The sequence below is a fragment of the Methylocystis sp. S23 genome (assembly GCF_054106005.1).
The window spans coordinates 453,422-467,780 of sequence record NZ_CM134185.1; the positions used below are offsets into that span (position 1 = coordinate 453,422).

Annotated in this window: 25 protein-coding genes and 1 pseudogene; 9 read left to right on the forward strand and 17 right to left on the reverse strand. The window is 59.2% G+C overall.

The features are described from left to right. Positions 1-31 precede the first annotated feature (31 nt). The 8 genes and pseudogenes from tnpC to ACV7JP_RS02365 all read left to right on the forward strand — a co-directional run bounded on the left by tnpC (position 32) and on the right by ACV7JP_RS02365 (position 4,591). Positions 32-1,561 (forward strand): annotated as a pseudogene (gene tnpC, locus ACV7JP_RS02330) (IS66 family transposase). Positions 1,562-1,875: 314 nt separating this feature from the next. Further along, positions 1,876-2,019, forward strand: a complete 144-nt coding sequence (locus tag ACV7JP_RS02335; protein ID WP_457797649.1) for a hypothetical protein — start codon at positions 1,876-1,878, stop codon at positions 2,017-2,019. 82 nt (positions 2,020-2,101) lie between these two features. Next, positions 2,102-2,749: a hypothetical protein gene (locus ACV7JP_RS02340; protein WP_457797650.1), complete on the forward strand. Its 648-nt coding sequence runs from the start codon at positions 2,102-2,104 to the stop codon at positions 2,747-2,749. Then, positions 2,746-2,886 (forward strand): hypothetical protein, encoded by a 141-nt coding sequence (locus tag ACV7JP_RS02345; protein WP_457797651.1) that lies wholly within the window; start codon positions 2,746-2,748, stop codon positions 2,884-2,886. Before ACV7JP_RS02340 ends, ACV7JP_RS02345 begins: the two co-directional genes overlap by 4 nt. Before the next feature lie 185 nt (positions 2,887-3,071). Beyond that, positions 3,072-3,476, forward strand: coding sequence for a septal ring lytic transglycosylase RlpA family protein (locus ACV7JP_RS02350; protein ID WP_457797652.1), 405 nt, complete (start codon positions 3,072-3,074; stop codon positions 3,474-3,476). 61 nt (positions 3,477-3,537) lie between these two features. After that, on the forward strand, positions 3,538-3,822 hold the full coding sequence (locus ACV7JP_RS02355; RefSeq protein WP_457797653.1) for a DUF2829 domain-containing protein: 285 nt from the start codon (positions 3,538-3,540) through the stop codon (positions 3,820-3,822). Between the two features lie 52 nt (positions 3,823-3,874). Further along, positions 3,875-4,159 (forward strand): hypothetical protein, encoded by a 285-nt coding sequence (locus tag ACV7JP_RS02360; protein WP_457797654.1) that lies wholly within the window; start codon positions 3,875-3,877, stop codon positions 4,157-4,159. Between the two features lie 153 nt (positions 4,160-4,312). Then, on the forward strand, positions 4,313-4,591 hold the full coding sequence (locus tag ACV7JP_RS02365; RefSeq protein WP_457797655.1) for a hypothetical protein: 279 nt from the start codon (positions 4,313-4,315) through the stop codon (positions 4,589-4,591). A 341-nt stretch (positions 4,592-4,932) separates the two neighbouring features. Here ACV7JP_RS02365 and ACV7JP_RS02370 read toward each other — a convergent pair whose 3' ends face one another. From ACV7JP_RS02370 to ACV7JP_RS02395, 6 genes are all read right to left on the reverse strand, one after another. Beyond that, the gene (locus ACV7JP_RS02370) at positions 4,933-5,376 is read right to left on the reverse strand and encodes a hypothetical protein (protein ID WP_457797656.1); all 444 of its coding nucleotides are present in this window, start codon (positions 5,374-5,376) and stop codon (positions 4,933-4,935) included. Positions 5,377-5,638: 262 nt separating this feature from the next. Beyond that, positions 5,639-6,295, reverse strand: coding sequence for an IbrB-like domain-containing protein (locus tag ACV7JP_RS02375; protein ID WP_457797657.1), 657 nt, complete (start codon positions 6,293-6,295; stop codon positions 5,639-5,641). Beyond that, a complete protein-coding gene (locus ACV7JP_RS02380; RefSeq protein ID WP_457797658.1) occupies positions 6,283-7,488 on the reverse strand; it encodes a phosphoadenosine phosphosulfate reductase in 1,206 nt (401 codons plus the stop codon). The genes ACV7JP_RS02375 and ACV7JP_RS02380 overlap by 13 nt, the downstream gene beginning before the upstream one ends. Positions 7,489-7,658: 170 nt before the next feature. Next, a complete protein-coding gene (locus tag ACV7JP_RS02385) occupies positions 7,659-8,336 on the reverse strand; it encodes a hypothetical protein (RefSeq protein ID WP_457797659.1) in 678 nt (225 codons plus the stop codon). Next, the gene (locus tag ACV7JP_RS02390; RefSeq protein ID WP_457797660.1) at positions 8,324-8,779 is read right to left on the reverse strand and encodes a hypothetical protein; all 456 of its coding nucleotides are present in this window, start codon (positions 8,777-8,779) and stop codon (positions 8,324-8,326) included. Before ACV7JP_RS02390 ends, ACV7JP_RS02385 begins: the two co-directional genes overlap by 13 nt. Before the next feature lie 19 nt (positions 8,780-8,798). Beyond that, positions 8,799-9,242 carry a hypothetical protein gene (locus tag ACV7JP_RS02395; RefSeq protein WP_457797661.1) on the reverse strand — a complete coding sequence of 148 codons (444 nt, stop codon included), beginning with the start codon at positions 9,240-9,242 and terminating at the stop codon, positions 8,799-8,801. Between the two features lie 41 nt (positions 9,243-9,283). On the opposite strand from ACV7JP_RS02395, the gene ACV7JP_RS02400 reads away from it, so the two are divergent. Continuing rightward, positions 9,284-9,616, forward strand: a complete 333-nt coding sequence (locus tag ACV7JP_RS02400) for a hypothetical protein (RefSeq protein WP_457797662.1) — start codon at positions 9,284-9,286, stop codon at positions 9,614-9,616. Positions 9,617-9,661: 45 nt separating this feature from the next. Here ACV7JP_RS02400 and ACV7JP_RS02405 read toward each other — a convergent pair whose 3' ends face one another. The 11 genes from ACV7JP_RS02405 to ACV7JP_RS02455 form a co-directional block, all read right to left on the reverse strand. After that, on the reverse strand, positions 9,662-9,910 hold the full coding sequence (locus tag ACV7JP_RS02405; RefSeq protein ID WP_457797663.1) for a hypothetical protein: 249 nt from the start codon (positions 9,908-9,910) through the stop codon (positions 9,662-9,664). A 27-nt stretch (positions 9,911-9,937) separates the two neighbouring features. Further along, positions 9,938-10,228 carry a hypothetical protein gene (locus ACV7JP_RS02410; protein ID WP_457797664.1) on the reverse strand — a complete coding sequence of 97 codons (291 nt, stop codon included), beginning with the start codon at positions 10,226-10,228 and terminating at the stop codon, positions 9,938-9,940. Continuing rightward, positions 10,228-10,566, reverse strand: coding sequence for a hypothetical protein (locus ACV7JP_RS02415; RefSeq protein ID WP_457797665.1), 339 nt, complete (start codon positions 10,564-10,566; stop codon positions 10,228-10,230). Before ACV7JP_RS02415 ends, ACV7JP_RS02410 begins: the two co-directional genes overlap by 1 nt. Positions 10,567-10,837: 271 nt before the next feature. After that, positions 10,838-11,038, reverse strand: coding sequence for a hypothetical protein (locus ACV7JP_RS02420; RefSeq protein WP_457797666.1), 201 nt, complete (start codon positions 11,036-11,038; stop codon positions 10,838-10,840). An 86-nt stretch (positions 11,039-11,124) separates the two neighbouring features. Then, positions 11,125-11,373, reverse strand: coding sequence for a hypothetical protein (locus tag ACV7JP_RS02425; protein ID WP_457797667.1), 249 nt, complete (start codon positions 11,371-11,373; stop codon positions 11,125-11,127). Positions 11,374-11,412: 39 nt separating this feature from the next. After that, on the reverse strand, positions 11,413-11,823 hold the full coding sequence (locus ACV7JP_RS02430) for a hypothetical protein (protein WP_457797668.1): 411 nt from the start codon (positions 11,821-11,823) through the stop codon (positions 11,413-11,415). A 135-nt stretch (positions 11,824-11,958) separates the two neighbouring features. After that, entirely contained in the window at positions 11,959-12,231 is a 273-nt protein-coding gene (locus tag ACV7JP_RS02435) for a hypothetical protein (protein ID WP_457797669.1), read from the reverse strand. Beyond that, complete coding sequence (locus ACV7JP_RS02440; RefSeq protein ID WP_457797670.1) at positions 12,224-12,670, reverse strand: hypothetical protein; 447 nt, start codon at positions 12,668-12,670, stop codon at positions 12,224-12,226. Before ACV7JP_RS02440 ends, ACV7JP_RS02435 begins: the two co-directional genes overlap by 8 nt. Further along, positions 12,667-12,939, reverse strand: coding sequence for a hypothetical protein (locus tag ACV7JP_RS02445; protein WP_457797671.1), 273 nt, complete (start codon positions 12,937-12,939; stop codon positions 12,667-12,669). Before ACV7JP_RS02445 ends, ACV7JP_RS02440 begins: the two co-directional genes overlap by 4 nt. Further along, complete coding sequence (locus ACV7JP_RS02450; protein ID WP_457797672.1) at positions 12,936-13,685, reverse strand: DNA-methyltransferase; 750 nt, start codon at positions 13,683-13,685, stop codon at positions 12,936-12,938. Before ACV7JP_RS02450 ends, ACV7JP_RS02445 begins: the two co-directional genes overlap by 4 nt. After that, the gene (locus tag ACV7JP_RS02455; RefSeq protein ID WP_457797673.1) at positions 13,682-14,155 is read right to left on the reverse strand and encodes a hypothetical protein; all 474 of its coding nucleotides are present in this window, start codon (positions 14,153-14,155) and stop codon (positions 13,682-13,684) included. The genes ACV7JP_RS02450 and ACV7JP_RS02455 overlap by 4 nt, the downstream gene beginning before the upstream one ends. Positions 14,156-14,359 lie beyond the last annotated feature (204 nt).

Sequence of the window (14,359 nt, forward strand, 5' to 3'; positions counted from 1 at the left end):
AAGACGGCACAAAATATGGTCTTCTGCGTCTATGGCGCAGGCGGTCGAGACGCTTCCCGACGATCCTAACGAACTGAAGGCGATGCTCCTCGCCGAGCGGGCGCGCAACGATCGTCTCGTGCAGATCATCAAGGAGATGCAGCGCCATCGCTTTGGACGACGCGCCGAGACCCTTCCCGAAGACCAGATGCTGCTCGCGCTCGAAGAGGTCGAACAGACGGAAGCGGCGCCGCCGCGGAGGAGGAAGCCAAGTCCGCCACCGAACGCGAGAAGGCGTCCAGAAAGCGCCGCACGAACCGTGGCGCGCTGCCTGCGCATCTCCCGCGCATCGAAACCATCGTCGACATCGAGGATAAAGCCTGTCCCTGCTGCAAGGGGGCGCTCCATCAGATCGGTGAGGATGTCTCCGAGCGGCTCGACGTCGTGCCGGCGCAGTTCCGCGTGCTGGTGACGCGGCGTCCCAAATACGCCTGCCGCGCCTGCGAGGGCGCTATCGTGCAGGCGTCGGCCCCGGCGCGGCTGATCGAGGGCGGCCTGCCGACCGAGGCGACAATCGCCCATGCTGGTCTCCAAATACGCCGATCACTTGCCGCTCTATCGCCAAGCACAGATCTACGCCCGGCAGGGGATCGCCCTCGACCGTTCGACGCTCGCCGACTGGGTTGGCCGCGCCGCCTGGCATTTGCGGCCCGTGCACGAGCGGCTTCTGGAACACATCAGATCGTCGACAAAAATCTTCGCCGACGAGACAAGGGCGCCGGTGCTTGACCCCGGGCGCGGGCGCACCAAGACCGGCCAACTTTGGGCTTATGCGCGTGACGACCGGCCATGGGGCGGCGCCGATCCGCCAATCGCAGTCTATGTCTATGCGCAAAACCGAAAGTCCGAGCAGCCGCTCACGCATCTTGCCGGCTTCACGGGCGTCGTGCAGGTCGACGGTTACGCCGGCTATCGCGCGCTGACGCAGAAGAACAGCGTGTCGCTCGCCTTCTGCTGGTCTCACGTCCGCCGGCGCTTCTACGAACTCGCCGCAGCAGGTCCCGCGCCGATCGCCAGTGAGGCTCTGGCGCGCATCGGCGCGCTCTACGCCATCGAGAGCGACATCCGCGGGCAGAACCCGGACGACCGGCGCGCAGCGCGACAGGAAAAATCCCGCCCGATCCTCGACGCCCTCGAGCCATGGCTGCGCGAGAAGCTCGCGCTGATCAGCCAGAAGACCAAGCTCGCCGAGGCGATCCGCTACGCGCTTTCACGCTGGGACGGCTTGACGCGCTTTATCGACGACGGGCGCACCGAGATCGACTCCAATATCGTCGAGCGCGCGATCCGTCCCATTGCCCTCAATCGCAAGAACGCGCTCTTCGCGGGTTCGGACGGAGGCGGCGAAAACTGGGCGATCGTCGCGTCGCTCATCGAGACCTGCAAACTGAACGGCGTCGATCCGATGGCCTATATGGCCGATGTCCTCGCGAAGATCGTCGACGGACATCTCGCGAGCAAACTCGACGAGCTCATGCCATGGGCCTACGCGCAGCCGGTCGCTCTCAAACACGTGGCCTGAAAACAGCGGTTACATCGGATCGACCGTCGATCTGCGCGCGACATCTGGCGGTGGTTCGTGGTTCGTAGAGGGATGGCGTGATCCATCGTTTGCCGCCGCTTCGCTCCCGACATGCGGATCGAATGCAAATGGCGCGCGCATCGTCATCCCCGATGGTGGTAGCGGAAAGTGGTTTGCGCGCTGTAACGGGACGAACTGGGTCTACACGGACGGAACTACGGCCCCGTGATAGCGCGCTGGCGGTTTCGAATTCGGTTCGCGACCGCCATGGCCTATTGGCTGCTCTGCCTCGCGCAAGGTCTCAGGAGGCTGTGATGGCGACAGATGTGCTCTGGATAGCGGTGCTTTGCCTGTCGCTCATGGGCGCGGCGCTGATCCTGTGGAGCGCACGCGACGGCGTCGCGGAAGCGAAGCGCCCGCCCTTCAAATGGGACGATCTACGGAAGCGTAAAGTGTGAAGGCGGACCGATCTATCGAGATGCTTACGGCCTGAGTTCACCCCGCATCGGGCGCGGGTAACGCTTCTATCGCACATCCCGCATGGGGCGCTTTGTGCCAGTTACCGGGGTATTGGCCCGGAAGTTTCCGCGCCGCCGCCTTCACCTATCCAATCTAGCACTAACAAACCAGGAGCGCCATATGGCCGCTACTACGATCAATCGCGAGTATTTTTTCGACCGCATAAGGCACGCCTTGTTCGCCGGGCGCATGACGCAAGGACAGGTCGACGGCGTGACGCGCATTCTCGATTATCGAGATTCAGCGTGGCCGAAAATGAGCGACGATGAACTTGCATATCTTCTGGCGACCGTGAAGCACGAAACGGCGCACACGATGCAGCCGGTTCGCGAGATGGGCGGCGAACGCTATCTGAAGTCCAAACCCTATTATCCGTGGGTCGGAGAGGGGCTCGTCCAGGTGACGTGGGAGGCCAACGCGAAGAAGTTCGGAGCCAGGAAGCCCGGCGACCTCATGACGTGGCCTATCGCGCTCCGTGCGGCTTTTGAGGGGATGATCAAGGGCGTTTTCACGGGGAAGAAGCTCGCCAACTACATCGGCGACGGCAAGGTCGACTACATCGGCGCGCGGCGGATCATCAATGGGACGGACAAGGCGAGGCTCATCGCGGCCTACGCGCATTCGTTCCGTGACGCGCTTCGTCAATCCCGTCAGAAAGCCGCGGCATGATCGAGCATATCTTCGCGCTCATCGGCGCGCTCTGCATCGCCCGGAAGACAATCGTTGCCTATTGTCTGATGTTCGGAGACCGCAGCGGGAACAGTGGCCGGTTCGGCCATTGGACTGGCAAGAAATATTGTGGGTGAATTGCGAGAGCGGCCGGGGCTCGCACCCAGAAGCCGACTACGGCACTACAGCGGAATTGCACCGCCCACCTCGGACTCCGTCCCATGAAGGACGCGTCACTCCAGAGCTGACCTAGGAATCTAACCTAGCTACTGCCTTCGCAGCGCCGCTCTCGCACATCCTCAATAGCACGAAAGACCTATCCATGAAACAGACCCTCATTGCGGGGGCGCTGGCGCTCGTCTGCTCTCTCTCGACGCCGGCCGTCGCCGATCCAGCTCGCCGCAGCCGTGCCTCAATAGCCCAGCGTGTCCCCGTGGGCGCATCTCTCATGACGGCGAGCTACTACGGCAGCGGCGAGTATCTCAACGCACTTACGGCGAGCGGTGAGCGCTTCAGGGCTAGCGGCCTGACCGCCGCCCATCGAACGCTGCCTTTCGGGACGCGCCTGCTGGTTTCGCGGGGCGGCCGCTCGGTCGTGGTCCGCGTGAATGATCGCGGTCCGGCGGCCTGGACCGGCCGCAGCCTCGATCTCTCGCGCGGCGCGGCGTCGCGCATTGGGATGCTCGGCGCGGGCGTCGCGCGCGTCTCTGTGACCGTCCTTCACTAATCCGCGCCCGGCGGCTCCGGGACAACTGTGAGGGCGGAACCCCTCAATATGGAGAACATGAATGGACTTTGGTGATGCAATCCGCGCTCTCAAGGCTGGCAAGCGCGTGGCCCGCGAGGGCTGGAACGGAAAGGGCATGTGGCTTTCGCTCAGCGGCGACGGCCCACGGAAGATCAGTTCCGACAAATTCTGGTCGGCCAACAACGCGGCCTACGCCGACGAGCAATACGACCAGTGCGCAACCGTGCTGCCGTGCATCACGATGAAGACGGCGACCGGAGAAATTCTCATGGGCTGGCTCGCGTCGCAGACCGACATGCTCGCCGAAGACTGGGTGATCATCTGACGATTCCCGGCACTTCCGGGCCACGGCAAATGCACAAAAATGGAGATATGAAATGAAAATTCGTGAAATCGTCCGCCTCGGCGCCGTCGTCGGCATGGCGTGCTTCTGCCTCCCGGCGCTGGCGCAAGACGCCGCCACTATCCCGGCGCCGGATGGCCTTCCCGCATGGCTCGCCCCCCTCTGGCCGGCGCTCGTCCCTCTCGCCGTCAGCGGCCTTTCCAGCTTCATCTCTGCGATTCTGCCGCAAGGTCAGCCGGGAACGGTTTGGGGCGCCGTCCGCGCGCTCATCGACGCGCTCGCGATGAACTGGCTCAACGCCAAGAACGTGAAGAAGTAATGCCCGCGTGGCTCAAATTGGTGGGGGAGCTTCTGGCTCCCCTCCTCAATGTGCTCTTGGGCGCGCTGCGAACGCGGCGGCTCGACGAAGAGCGGGACGCGGCCAATCGAGACGCCGCGACCTCACAGGCAGAAGCCCAGACGGAGGGAGCAATTGCCGAAATCGCCGATGCGCAAAAGCAAATCTCTGTTGGCGGGAGTGCTACTGATATCGCTCGCCGGCTGCGAGAGCGTGCAGCAAAACAAGCCGGTCCTGAAATCCGAAATTAAAGTCGGGCTCTCTCGCATCTGCAACGTCCCGCTGACGAGCCAAAATCTCGAGAGAGCCGCGCGCGTGGTTGAACGATACGCACATGATCCGGATGTTGTCGGCGCGATCGATGATCTCGACGCGCAGGATCAGCAGGCGCGGATTTGTCGCTCTATGAAATAAATGGCTGGGGGAACACAGTGCCGACTCCGTCTCACCATCTATCGAATATGCTCGGCGGGATGTTTCAGACCGCATCCGACCGATTGGCGTTCGCCGCTGCCGGCGTCGTCGGATCAGCGCCGCTTTGGACGGCACAGGACGTGTCCAATGTGTTTGTGGCCTGGGGGCCGATCCTCGCTGGGCTCCTGGTCGTCTCCAAAATCATCCTTACATGGGTGCAAATCTGGAAAGAGGCGCGCCGGCCGCCCGATCTGTGATATTCGCGGCGGCGTCGCCTCAAGACCGCGGGAGCGGCAAGCCCCGGTGGCCTCGCGGCCACCGGGGCTTTTTGCGTTTCTCGCCTATTCCAGCAACGCCCAAGCGACGCAGCGCTCTAAATCGCCGGCCTCGCGCATGAGTGACACGAGACGATGCGTGTCGGAGAGCAGCGCTGCGGACGGAGCTATCGCCGCCGCGAGCCATGGAATCTGTGTCGGCGGGTGCAGGACCGTCCCAGGCAGTGTCCCTATGCGCGACGCCGCCTCCCACATCTCCGCAGAGCGCTCCGGGTCAGCGCACAGCACGCATGTGACGACGGGCTCGCCTGCGCTCTCCAACTCGTAGACCCAGCACCCCTCCGGCGCCTGGTGCAGTCGCACGCGCCATCCGGTATCCCACAGATCGCCTCCGGCGGCGATAGCCGCGCGAATATGGTCGACAATGTCGTCGGAGACCTCCGAGCGACGTGAAATTCGCGCGGATCCCGTGAGGATGGTGATGTGCTCGATTGCCACATGGAGCGTCATGCGCGTCTCAGTTCATCGGCGAGGCGGAGACATTCGGCGGCGCGGAGATGCATCTCACCAGCCTCTTCAACGAGCATCTCCGCAAGCGCGGCCGGCACCCAACTCGGCACGCTCCTGTCACCACTCGCCCATCTGCGCACAAGCCGATCGTCAAGCGACTCGCGTGGACCATCAGGATGGCGGGGCCCCAGCGCGCGCGCGAGCGCTCGTTGCCATTCTGGCCCGTATATAGCCTCTCCGATCCCGCGTAGCATATCAGGGGTCATATTGTATCCCATGCCTCTGAAAATTCTCGATCGGCAAACAACTCTGCCAACCCGGTCACTTGCTTGAAGCGCAGAACTTCGTCTGCGTCCATGCCGAGTTCTTTCGAGATTTTCTCGTCATCCCATCCTTTTCTCGACAAATGCATAACGATCCCAGTCATCGGCTCAACCCCGTGCTTTCCACGCGCGCGGTTGTGGCGGATTGTCGCCGACATGCGAGCCGTTTCATCCGTCCTATCGGCGCGTATGGTGACGACTGGGAGATATCCTGACACGCGCGCTCGCACTTTTTTGCTTTCCTTGCCAACACGGTTTCGATGGAACCCGTCAACAACCTCGCGCTTATCTCCTAGATCGTGCGTCACAATCGGCTGCGTGTAGCCGTCCTGCAAGATGGAAAGCTCCAACAGCTTCATTTCTGGCGGAGCCACTGTATTCGGGTTGTAGTCGTTCGCGCTCACTGTTTCGTTTTTTACCCAGGCAACATAATCTACTGGCTCTCCCGCGAATGGGCTCACTGCATGCAGTTCGGCGCGCGCTTCATTGAGAGCCTCAATGCGCGCAGACAGATCCAGTTTGGCTATGCTGGAGGCCAGCTCGCGCGCATGACGCTTTATGTCATTGATCGCAGCGGTAGAAATTAAATCCCCCATTTTTTCCTCCGCTCTTTCATGACTTTCAGATATCTCTCGTATGATGTTGATTTATGTTGGCCAAAGCTAAGGCCTTTGCACCAATAATCGTTCTTCAAGATCACCCGGCACACTCGCCGCCATGTTGGGATTTCCTTTTTCGCTTCCGCTTTCGGGTCAGCCTCATCCGGGATGCCATTCGGATAACCGCGTGTTTGATACCATTTCAGGAAAACTGCTATCTTGTTTTCGAAGTGCAATTTTGATTTTGGCGGCATAGATTCGAGCAGGAACATAGTGTAGCTCTGCCACGAGTGCCCCGGCGGCTTAATGATCTTGATGCGCCCCGCCATGACGCCTGTCTCATGCGCGTAGAGTGCGCCGCTGTTAGCGCCGTTGACGCGGGCCACCACGCGCCCCCATGTCTCCGGCTCCATCACACTGTAGAGCCACAACCCCTTGCGCTGGTCATCTCCGTATGGCTGGCAGATTCGCATCTGATCAACGGTGAGCCCGGCTTTGTGCATCCGGTCGTAAATGCGGTTGTAGGCGCGTCCTGTACGGGCATGGAACGTCCATATATCCTCTGTCTTCCAATCGTAGATTGGATATGCATTGTAGAGAGACCCGCCAAGCCATGTCGTCCACGACAGATTTTGGAATCGTGTTTTGTCGATTATTAGCGTGCGAAATCGGTTTAGGCTTTCGTCAGCGCGGATGCCGACTAGGCATGCGGTTAGCTCTCCCTGTGAATACCAATGCCCGAACGCAGGAACTAGCTCCTCGAATTCCATTCCCTCCCGAAACCACAGATAACGGCTTGGGTCTGTGATGGATAGTTCAGACGGTTGGCGCACCCAGTCGTCACGACGGGACCTATCCCAACACATCCACTTCGGATCGAATTGAGAGACGGCATTACGTAGCGCTATAGGCAGCGCGATCCAATGAGGATCGATGTGATCGGCGTATAGATGGCAGCATTCCTCGATATGCTCAATTGTGAGCCGATATTGAGCCTCAAGATCAACGAACAGCACCCCGACGACGCGTCGTCGCTTGATCGCCTCATCCATAACCATGTGGAGCATTACGGTCGAATCTTTCCCGCCGGAAAATGATACGTAGACGCGCGGGAAGGAGTCAAAAACAAACGCAATTCGTTCACGCGCTGCGCTCAGGACGTCGACGCCGAGACTTAGTTTGCGAGACATGCCCGCACCTCATCTTCTGTGATTTTGACAATTCCGCCGAGCGCTGCGCGGCAAAACCAGCGATCTGTTGGGGTGGAGGCGGTAATCGTGGCCATCGGGGTCTCCCTCTCAATCTCGGCGGGGCAACGCCCTCGCCATGTCCCCTAATATAGGGACATACATGGCTTATGTCAACCGCGCTCCCTAGCCAGTTTGCGCGCGTCTTCGACGTTCATCCATTCAGCCGGGACGCCATAGCGGCGGAACATCTCCGCGAGCCGCGCAACAGGCGGTGTGATTGCCTTATGCCCGTTTTCCATGTCCCACGCTTGTTGGCGTGCTTTCACTCGCTCAGTGTGCCTGTAACCGAGGGCATAGGCCCAGTCAGCGAGAGAGAGGCCGCACGTCTCGCGCGCATCTCTAAATTCGTCGGGGGTCATTTGGTGTCCCATCCATGCCGAGTTCTTTCGAGATTTTCTCGTCATCTTATCCCTATCGGCGGCGCTTAGGCATTTTTTCGCTTCTTCTATTGAGATGTTGTGAGCTTGCCCATTTAGAATGTGAATAAATCTCTCTGATCCATCCTCTTTGGCCAGATAGATTCCATCTGTAACGACGTATGAAATATATACGCCGCGTGAGCCGGATCGGTTCGCTTTCGCGTAATCTCTCACCCCGTGTAGAGCGCGGTGATATGGAACATCTCCGACAAAATGCGTCACGCGCCATAGCCCGCGCGGCGTCAGCGCGGACTCGATAGCTTTCATTTCCATCCGGCGACTGAGGTTCAGTCGCCGACCATTCAAAATGAACTGGCCTGCTCGCCAGGCGTCATCGTCTGATGAGTGGATCAAAATTATCGCGAGCATTGCGCGAAATCATAGTCAAGTCTCGCGCCGAGTTTCACGAAAGCAGGTCCAACCATCCAGGATGGACTTCGGCTTTCTTTACCGTCCCAATCCTCAATGCTGCCGCGATAGCGGCGCAGTGTCTCATATGCGAAAAATATGGTCACGACGGGTTCATAGAGCATTGCGCCGGGGTCGAACCCTCGATCATAATCGGCCGTCCTCCATCCTCCGTTTCTGAGCGCTGCAAGCCTTGAATCCATGCAATTCGGGTAGTAGGCTGGCTCATCGCCGCCTGATGCAGTGATGCGATTGCCAGCGGCATGACTACGATTAATGATGTAGTTCGTAGGCGAGAACGCCAAAGCGTCGAGCGATTTTTCAAAAAGTTCGAACCGCGCGAGCATTTCCGATTTCGTGGTTTGCGCCGTGACGCCGTCAAAAATCGATTTAAAATTAGACATTCGTCTCTCCGACCTTAGACTATACGTCGATATGGGCGTCACGAGCAGCGGACGCATTCGCGTTCGCGATCAACGATTCCCGTTCCACAGCAGCTCGGATCAATTCGCGCGGATCGCCGCCATTCGATGCATATCCAGAGAACTCTCCCGCGACCATCAATCGCAGACCGCCGTCGAACTCGTCGCGCTCAACCGTCATGTCGCCATCGGTCAGGACTGTAACGAATTTCCTCGGGCCGTAATGGGTGTTTTCCCAGCGCTCTCCGACGACTGGCACCTCTTGAGCCGATTCGAATTCGCGAATTCGATCAATCGCCTCGCGGGCGGTTTCGATTGTGCGGCAATTTTCGAGGGCCGCGCCGACGCCATTCAGCTCGGCAAAAATCATCCCATCACAGGCTGTGAAAATCCTGAGGCCGCGATAGGTCTCGAACAGCGTTAAAACAGCCACCTCGTTCTCCATCTCTGGGCTCGCCTCATTGGCGATGGTTATATATACCCCGTATGGGGTATTATGTCAAGCAGGAATCCGTGGCAGGAGTTCAAAAAACCGTCGAGGAATATGTCATCGCATCCGTCCGCTGCCGCCGCACGACGACCGAGCGCGGACGGTTGATCATTGAGGATGACACGCTTGCCTGGTTGAGTGAGGACGTAAGAGGAAACCCGAAAGCCACAACCTATAAGGACGACGCGAAGCGGTTCAGAACGCGTGCCGAGGCCGAGGCATGGGCGCCGAGATGCGAGCGTCAGCCGTGGTGGTATGCGTTCAAAGATGGCACGCTGCGGGTCTACCGCGTGACGCGGACTGTGACGGTGCGGGAGGTCGAGATTTAGCGGCAAAACGCTGGAATTGAGTGGCGCGAGCAACTATCGAGAATGTCACTCCGCAAGCAAGGTGGGAATCGGAGCCCACCTGTCGAGCAAGCTGATCCCGATGCCGAACCACTCGTCATTATCGTAATCAGGATCAGGCGTTCCGCACATGTGCCAGCAGTGCCACGGCTCACACCATTTGAGGATCACATTCTCGCCGGTGACGAGAAGTCCCAAGAAGGGGCTACCATCGCGAGGCGCGGTGATTGGCGAATAAGCTTTGATACAGTCCCTGGGGATTATCTGGTCGCTCATTTTTGATTACTCCAGTCCGTCATGGCGTCACCCCTTCTTGAGCTTTTCGAGCATGTCTGCGGTGTTCGTGTGGTGGATGCTGCGGAGGTATTCTTGGCAAGCAGTGACACCGGCGTTGAAATCCCCGTCTATGGCAGCGGCGGTGGAGAACCTTTCGTTTATTTCTTTACGTATTTCTTTACGATCCTGGCTAGCTGTTTCAATTTCCCAATCAGAAATTTCGCAATCCCGTCCGCAACCATACATGCAGCGCTTGTTCCTGGCGCAGCTATTGAGCTTTGTGCAGCCATAAGGCCAAGGATTGTCGTTTACCGCCATCACTTCTCTCCCTTCTCGACAAGAGCGCGGAGGGCATCGATTAGTAGCGCGACTTCTGACGCATCTCCTTGCCCATCGTATGCCGTGATGAACCCACGCGCCGCCTCCCGCATCTCTGCCAGCTTGGCTTCGGCGGATTGGGCGCGGGCTTCTGCGGCTTCCATGCGCTCGCGAACGCTTTCCGCTCCTTGCATATACGCGATTGTTAGAGCATCATTCGCGTCGTCGCATTCTTTCACCAGCCGCTCGTTCTCGGCACGGAGGCGGGCGATCTCTTTCGAAGCCTCCGCAGGGTAGTTCAGGCAGAAGCCAGTGCTCCATTCGAATTCTTCACGCATCGTTTGATCTTTCTCTCCGCCTTCGCACTCAGAACATTCGATCTCTTTCCAAGGCCACTTTTCTGTATAAACAAGCCTAGTCCCGCCGCATGTCTCACACGTCATTCCCGACTCCCGTTTTCTGCTCGCGTTTCCGCGGCGCTTTTCCCGGCTCGAAAATCCAGACCTCGCCATCGATCTTGTGCCCGCACCATTTGACCGGGTGCCATTTACCATCGATCAGATAACCAACGGGGAGGCCGCAATGCGGGCATGTTGGGCGGCTGCTCATTCAACAAACTTTATCAAAATAGTCATTGAGAAGATCGTCGGTAAATGGTGGCGCAGATTCCATCAACGCAGCGATCTCTGACTCTTCCCCGCAGCACACAGTGTCGAGATCAGCATCGCTCAAACCAGCGAGCCAATGATCGATTTCGGCGAGTAGCTCGTTAGGCTGACGGATCAGCCATGCGTCAAACTCGCGACGCATCTGGGCCTCCGATCGAAAGCGATTTATGCCGCCGTTATCATATGCTATTGCGAGCGCGGCCCGCAGTATGCCTGGGTAACTGCAGGTCATCCACGCCTCCCGTCTTCCTGCGCTTCGAGAGCGGTGAGGGCTTCCTTGTCCAACACGTAGGTTTTCGCTCGTCCGTCGTATATGATGGCGTCTGGGTGCGCGGCCATGAAGTCGGAAATGTCCTTGCTAGCGATCTGGATAGTGACCTTGAAGCGTTCAGCGATGTCCGCGCGCCTGATCTGGCCGAACGCGACCAGCGTCGCTCGGATGAAATCCTGGCGCTGGTCGGTAAACCATGTGCTCATGCGCTCGCCCTTCTCACCCGCTCGATAAGCGCGTCTAGGTCAGACATTGCGGGCCTCCGCACGATGGAATTTGACGTCAAAGACGTGCTGATCTTTGTAGATAATCTCTATTACGCCCTCGGGCGTTAGCCACGGCTGGACGCGCCTTTCCGCAATCTCTCGCGTGTCTTCTAGGTTGAGTTTGACGTAAGCCTGGGAGACGGCGAGGGCGTGAACGCTGGCCCACACTGACCGCATGACGGGCTCGCGCGGGACGCTTACGAGGTCAAGCATGCGATCGCGATGATGGCGGCCTTCGCGCGTCCAACCGGTCGCCCATTCGAAACCATCGGTATTGTGGATGACTCCGACTATATCGCCGTTGGCGAGCCGACGCTCCCACAATGTCACGGGCCGCCCGTCACGCGTTTGCACGGGTTGGGATAGATCGAGATTTTCCTCAGCGTTCATTTCTAATGTCCTCCCAAATCATCATGCAGAACACGCCTGATACAAACCCAATCAAAACTGCAGAATGCATATCCCACGCGACACCTTTCGCAAGCGCCATCAGACTAATCGCTACGAGTATTCTAAGGGCATGTATCATTCGCCCTCTCCTGATTTCAGCCCGGGGGAGCGGGTGGCTTCTGCTCGCTCGCGCAGTTCTTCCAAGGTCACGTATTCCGCGTTCTCGAATGGGTCTTTGCGTTTGCCGTAGCGGCGGTTGTGGAGCCTCATGTATTGAGCCTTAAGATTGAGCGCCTCTTGCCTCTGCGGAGATCCGTGAGGCCACGCGTCGGCAAGGCTATTTTGCCAATCGGCAGCATCCAAAAGTGCGAGTCGCACAAGCTCTGGCACGGGGATTCTCTCACCCATTCTCCAGCCCTCCGGCAAACGCGACTTGCTTCCCGTCTGCGTCGAAATAGTCGATCAGATCGAAATCCCCGCCGTTGCATTCAGGGCAGGCGACGCGCACGCGCGCGGCGGTCGGCGGGTCCGTCTTGTCGCGCGCGACCTGCTTTGCCTTCCCGCATTTCGGGCATTCGAGCGTGACCGTTTCGGACGGCGGCTTGTTGCCCGGTTGCTCTGCGCAATAAGCGCACCATTGCATATGGACGGGTATCGGCATCTCCCAGCACGGCACGCGTGCCGCGAGCGGACCTGTGCCTATGACGCGCTCTCCAATCGGGACGATGAGCCCCGCCGAGAGCAATGCCTCGCGTGTCGCGCGCGCCATCATCGGCGAATAATTCCCTCCGCCAATTTCATCGAGAGCCCGTCGTTGCGCTTTTGTCTTTCCGGGATGCTCGGTCATTCGTGACCTCGTATCTTCGGAAAATCCTCTTGGTCCAAGCTCTCGCCTGGATCGAGCGCCATTTCGGCGCCGGCGCGCGTGAGAGCGAAGAAATCGGCTACGCATTCAGGGAGTGGAACCATTTCGGCAAAGCCGCGCGAGCGCATGATGAGCCATTGCCTCCCTGTCGACGCCGTCGCGTCGACGTAATATCGATTTCGATACGAACGCTTTTGTTCGTTCGGGAGCCCGAGGGCATGGCGGGCGAGTTCGCGCTGAGCGGGGGTCATGTCGTCTCCGCAAATAGAGGCGCGTCGTCGGCTATGCGTTGGACGGCGATATCGATATAAGCCCGGTCCGCTTCGATGAGCGTGGCGTCGATCCCAAGCCGTCTTGCGACGAGCCCAGTTGTTCCGCTCCCCGCAAACGGATCCAAGACGGTCCCGCCTATAGGGCATGCGTAGAGAAGAAGTGGTTCGACGATCCCCTGCGGCTTTTGGGTCGGATGCACGGCGCGGCTGTGCTCAGAGCGCACAAATTGGACGCTGCGCATTAGGCGCGGGCCGCCATCTTCAGAACGATAGACCGTTTCGCCGGTCGCACCAATCCATTGCGCCGGACGGCCTTTTTTTCTCACCACTCGCGCGCGGTTATCGTTTGTGAACTGCGGGGCCTTAAATATATTCGACCATTTCTGGCCGTCGGGATAGAAATGCACTGCAAGTTCGTGAACGCGCCGGAAGCGGTCGTTGAAAAGGCCTGTGCCGTTGTGCTTTTCCCAGACAACGTCATGTGAGATGCGCCAGCCCGCGAATTCATCCTTATGCTCTAGGAACATACGGAGCGACCCAAAAACCCACATTGAGCCAGTCGGCTTAATGACTCGGCGGAGCAAGGACGGCCATCTGTCTACCCAGCGATCCCAATCCAAGCTTGTCTCGCCATAAGGCGGGTCGGCAATGACACAATCGAATGTTGCATCCGGGAATTTCTGCAGCACGTCGCGGCAGTCGCCATGGAGGATGGTGACGGTCATTCCGCCCCTCCCGCTGTCTTGAGACCTTCCTCGCGGGCGGCGATCACTTCGTCGACAAGCTCCAAGACAGCATCCAGGAGCTCGCGGCGATCGACATCTTGCGGCTCCCGTCCGACCATCGCCGCGTAGAAGCCGACAGCGGCTCCAAGCGGCGCGGCGAGCGCCGAGATGGAGACCCGGAGCCCATCCTCCGGGGTTGTGCAGAGCTGCGTCACGGATTCGAGAGAGGCGGAGACCCTATCCGCCGCGAGGGCGCATAGGTCGCGCGACTCGTCGGACCATTCGGTTGGGAGTTGGAGCTTTTGCGCGATGTGGGACGGCGGCTCCGCCTCCCGGACGACCGGCCATTGCTCGGCGAATATGAGAGCCTGCTTTTCGGATTCGCACCGCGGGCATTTGCCGCAGGCGGTTCCCAAGAGGTAGGAGCCATGGCACGATGGCGCACCGAAGATTTTGTCGCCGCCGCTCATCTCAGCGCCCTCCAGAGGGCCGCCATGGAGACGGGGGAAGGTGAGAACATGCCGCGAAAAGCACCCTTAAAAATCAAGGGCGCTTTATTCGTAGAGGGGAGAACAATTTCACTTGTTTTGCACGCAATGAAAAAGTTTCCGCTCAGTCCCTCCCGGCCTACCAATGAAATCAAATACTCGCGCGTCTTGATCGGGTCCGCCGGC

What these genes read in the sequence shown, in the direction of transcription:
- ACV7JP_RS02390 (WP_457797660.1), bottom strand. Translation starts at nt 8,779, where the DNA reads ATGTCTAATTTTAAATCGATTTTTGACGGCGTCACGGCGCAAACCACG.
- ACV7JP_RS02355 (WP_457797653.1), top strand. Translation starts at nt 3,538, where the DNA reads ATGGACTTTGGTGATGCAATCCGCGCTCTCAAGGCTGGCAAGCGCGTG.
- ACV7JP_RS02370 (WP_457797656.1), bottom strand. Translation starts at nt 5,376, where the DNA reads ATGACGCTCCATGTGGCAATCGAGCACATCACCATCCTCACGGGATCC.
- ACV7JP_RS02395 (WP_457797661.1), bottom strand. Translation starts at nt 9,242, where the DNA reads ATGGAGAACGAGGTGGCTGTTTTAACGCTGTTCGAGACCTATCGCGGC.
- ACV7JP_RS02335 (WP_457797649.1), top strand. Translation starts at nt 1,876, where the DNA reads ATGGCGACAGATGTGCTCTGGATAGCGGTGCTTTGCCTGTCGCTCATG.
- ACV7JP_RS02405 (WP_457797663.1), bottom strand. Translation starts at nt 9,910, where the DNA reads ATGAGCGACCAGATAATCCCCAGGGACTGTATCAAAGCTTATTCGCCA.
- ACV7JP_RS02360 (WP_457797654.1), top strand. Translation starts at nt 3,875, where the DNA reads ATGAAAATTCGTGAAATCGTCCGCCTCGGCGCCGTCGTCGGCATGGCG.
- ACV7JP_RS02375 (WP_457797657.1), bottom strand. Translation starts at nt 6,295, where the DNA reads ATGGGGGATTTAATTTCTACCGCTGCGATCAATGACATAAAGCGTCAT.
- ACV7JP_RS02400 (WP_457797662.1), top strand. Translation starts at nt 9,284, where the DNA reads ATGGGGTATTATGTCAAGCAGGAATCCGTGGCAGGAGTTCAAAAAACC.
- ACV7JP_RS02430 (WP_457797668.1), bottom strand. Translation starts at nt 11,823, where the DNA reads ATGAACGCTGAGGAAAATCTCGATCTATCCCAACCCGTGCAAACGCGT.
- ACV7JP_RS02450 (WP_457797672.1), bottom strand. Translation starts at nt 13,685, where the DNA reads ATGACCGTCACCATCCTCCATGGCGACTGCCGCGACGTGCTGCAGAAA.
- ACV7JP_RS02445 (WP_457797671.1), bottom strand. Translation starts at nt 12,939, where the DNA reads ATGACCCCCGCTCAGCGCGAACTCGCCCGCCATGCCCTCGGGCTCCCG.
- ACV7JP_RS02385 (WP_457797659.1), bottom strand. Translation starts at nt 8,336, where the DNA reads ATGCTCGCGATAATTTTGATCCACTCATCAGACGATGACGCCTGGCGA.
- ACV7JP_RS02415 (WP_457797665.1), bottom strand. Translation starts at nt 10,566, where the DNA reads ATGCGTGAAGAATTCGAATGGAGCACTGGCTTCTGCCTGAACTACCCT.
- ACV7JP_RS02455 (WP_457797673.1), bottom strand. Translation starts at nt 14,155, where the DNA reads ATGAGCGGCGGCGACAAAATCTTCGGTGCGCCATCGTGCCATGGCTCC.
- ACV7JP_RS02380 (WP_457797658.1), bottom strand. Translation starts at nt 7,488, where the DNA reads ATGTCTCGCAAACTAAGTCTCGGCGTCGACGTCCTGAGCGCAGCGCGT.
- ACV7JP_RS02410 (WP_457797664.1), bottom strand. Translation starts at nt 10,228, where the DNA reads ATGGCGGTAAACGACAATCCTTGGCCTTATGGCTGCACAAAGCTCAAT.
- ACV7JP_RS02440 (WP_457797670.1), bottom strand. Translation starts at nt 12,670, where the DNA reads ATGACCGAGCATCCCGGAAAGACAAAAGCGCAACGACGGGCTCTCGAT.
- ACV7JP_RS02420 (WP_457797666.1), bottom strand. Translation starts at nt 11,038, where the DNA reads ATGCGTCGCGAGTTTGACGCATGGCTGATCCGTCAGCCTAACGAGCTA.
- ACV7JP_RS02435 (WP_457797669.1), bottom strand. Translation starts at nt 12,231, where the DNA reads ATGGGTGAGAGAATCCCCGTGCCAGAGCTTGTGCGACTCGCACTTTTG.
- ACV7JP_RS02340 (WP_457797650.1), top strand. Translation starts at nt 2,102, where the DNA reads ATGGGGCGCTTTGTGCCAGTTACCGGGGTATTGGCCCGGAAGTTTCCG.
- ACV7JP_RS02350 (WP_457797652.1), top strand. Translation starts at nt 3,072, where the DNA reads ATGAAACAGACCCTCATTGCGGGGGCGCTGGCGCTCGTCTGCTCTCTC.
- ACV7JP_RS02425 (WP_457797667.1), bottom strand. Translation starts at nt 11,373, where the DNA reads ATGAGCACATGGTTTACCGACCAGCGCCAGGATTTCATCCGAGCGACG.
- ACV7JP_RS02345 (WP_457797651.1), top strand. Translation starts at nt 2,746, where the DNA reads ATGATCGAGCATATCTTCGCGCTCATCGGCGCGCTCTGCATCGCCCGG.